The sequence below is a fragment of the Vibrio sp. 2033 genome (assembly GCF_033339735.1).
This window is the reverse complement of sequence record NZ_JAWOVC010000210.1, coordinates 1-846: the sequence shown is the minus strand read 5'-3', so window position 1 is coordinate 846 and position 846 is coordinate 1. Positions and strand designations below refer to the sequence as shown.

Sequence of the window (846 nt, the reverse complement as noted above, 5' to 3'; positions counted from 1 at the left end):
GAGAAAGGGTACTAAAGATAGATGTCTCTAGAGAATCTACTCCAACAAGTGTGCGAGTGCTAGATCTGCGCTGAGAGTTTAATTCTCGAAGCCAACCCTGTGGTTCAAGCCGGTAAAAACGCACGCATTCTAATTATTGGCCAAGCGCCAGGAACAAAAGTCCACAGCACTTCGATACCTTGGAATGATCCAAGTGGTGACCGACTGCGCCAATGGCTTGATATCGACAAAGACGTGTTCTACGACCCGAATAAAATTGCCATTGTACCAATGGGATTCTGCTATCCGGGTAAAGGTAACTCGGGAGATCTGCCACCGAGAAAAGAGTGCGCTCCTACATGGCACAAAAAGATTCTCGAACAGCTCCCCAATATAGAGTTGACTCTGCTTATTGGTCAGTACTCTCAGCAGTACTACCTCACCAACAAGCCCAAAACTCTCACGCAAACCGTTCAGCAATGGCAAGATTGGGAACCTGAGTTTATTCCTCTACCACACCCTTCCCCACGCAATACGCTGTGGTTAAAGAAGAATCCATGGTTTGAGTCGGAAGTCGTTCCCTATATCCAACAGCGCGTTCACTCGATGCTTTGAGTTACCTATGATCTAATTGCTAGTTAATCTGAATAAGAAAATTGAAACACAAACAACATAAATTTAAGTCATTGTTTATAATTGACTTTAATTTTTATTGTACAGCTTAGATAGTAATTAGATCATGACAGGCCAAATGCTTACTAAGCTGTACAATTCAAATTTCAGGTAAAAAAATACCGGCACTGATGGCCGGTATTGGATTTCAATAAATCGAGATTATTTGTGGTAAGGCTTAGATAGCTCATGTAC

Annotated in this window: 1 protein-coding gene; it reads left to right on the top strand. The window is 42.3% G+C overall.

Features of this window, described 5'->3' with window-relative positions; all coding sequences use genetic code 11:
• The first annotated feature begins 63 nt into the window (after positions 1 to 63).
• A complete protein-coding gene (locus R7P74_RS25625) occupies positions 64 to 594 on the top strand; it encodes a uracil-DNA glycosylase family protein (RefSeq protein ID WP_318123457.1) in 531 nt (176 codons plus the stop codon).
• The last annotated feature ends 252 nt before the right edge of the window (positions 595 to 846 follow it).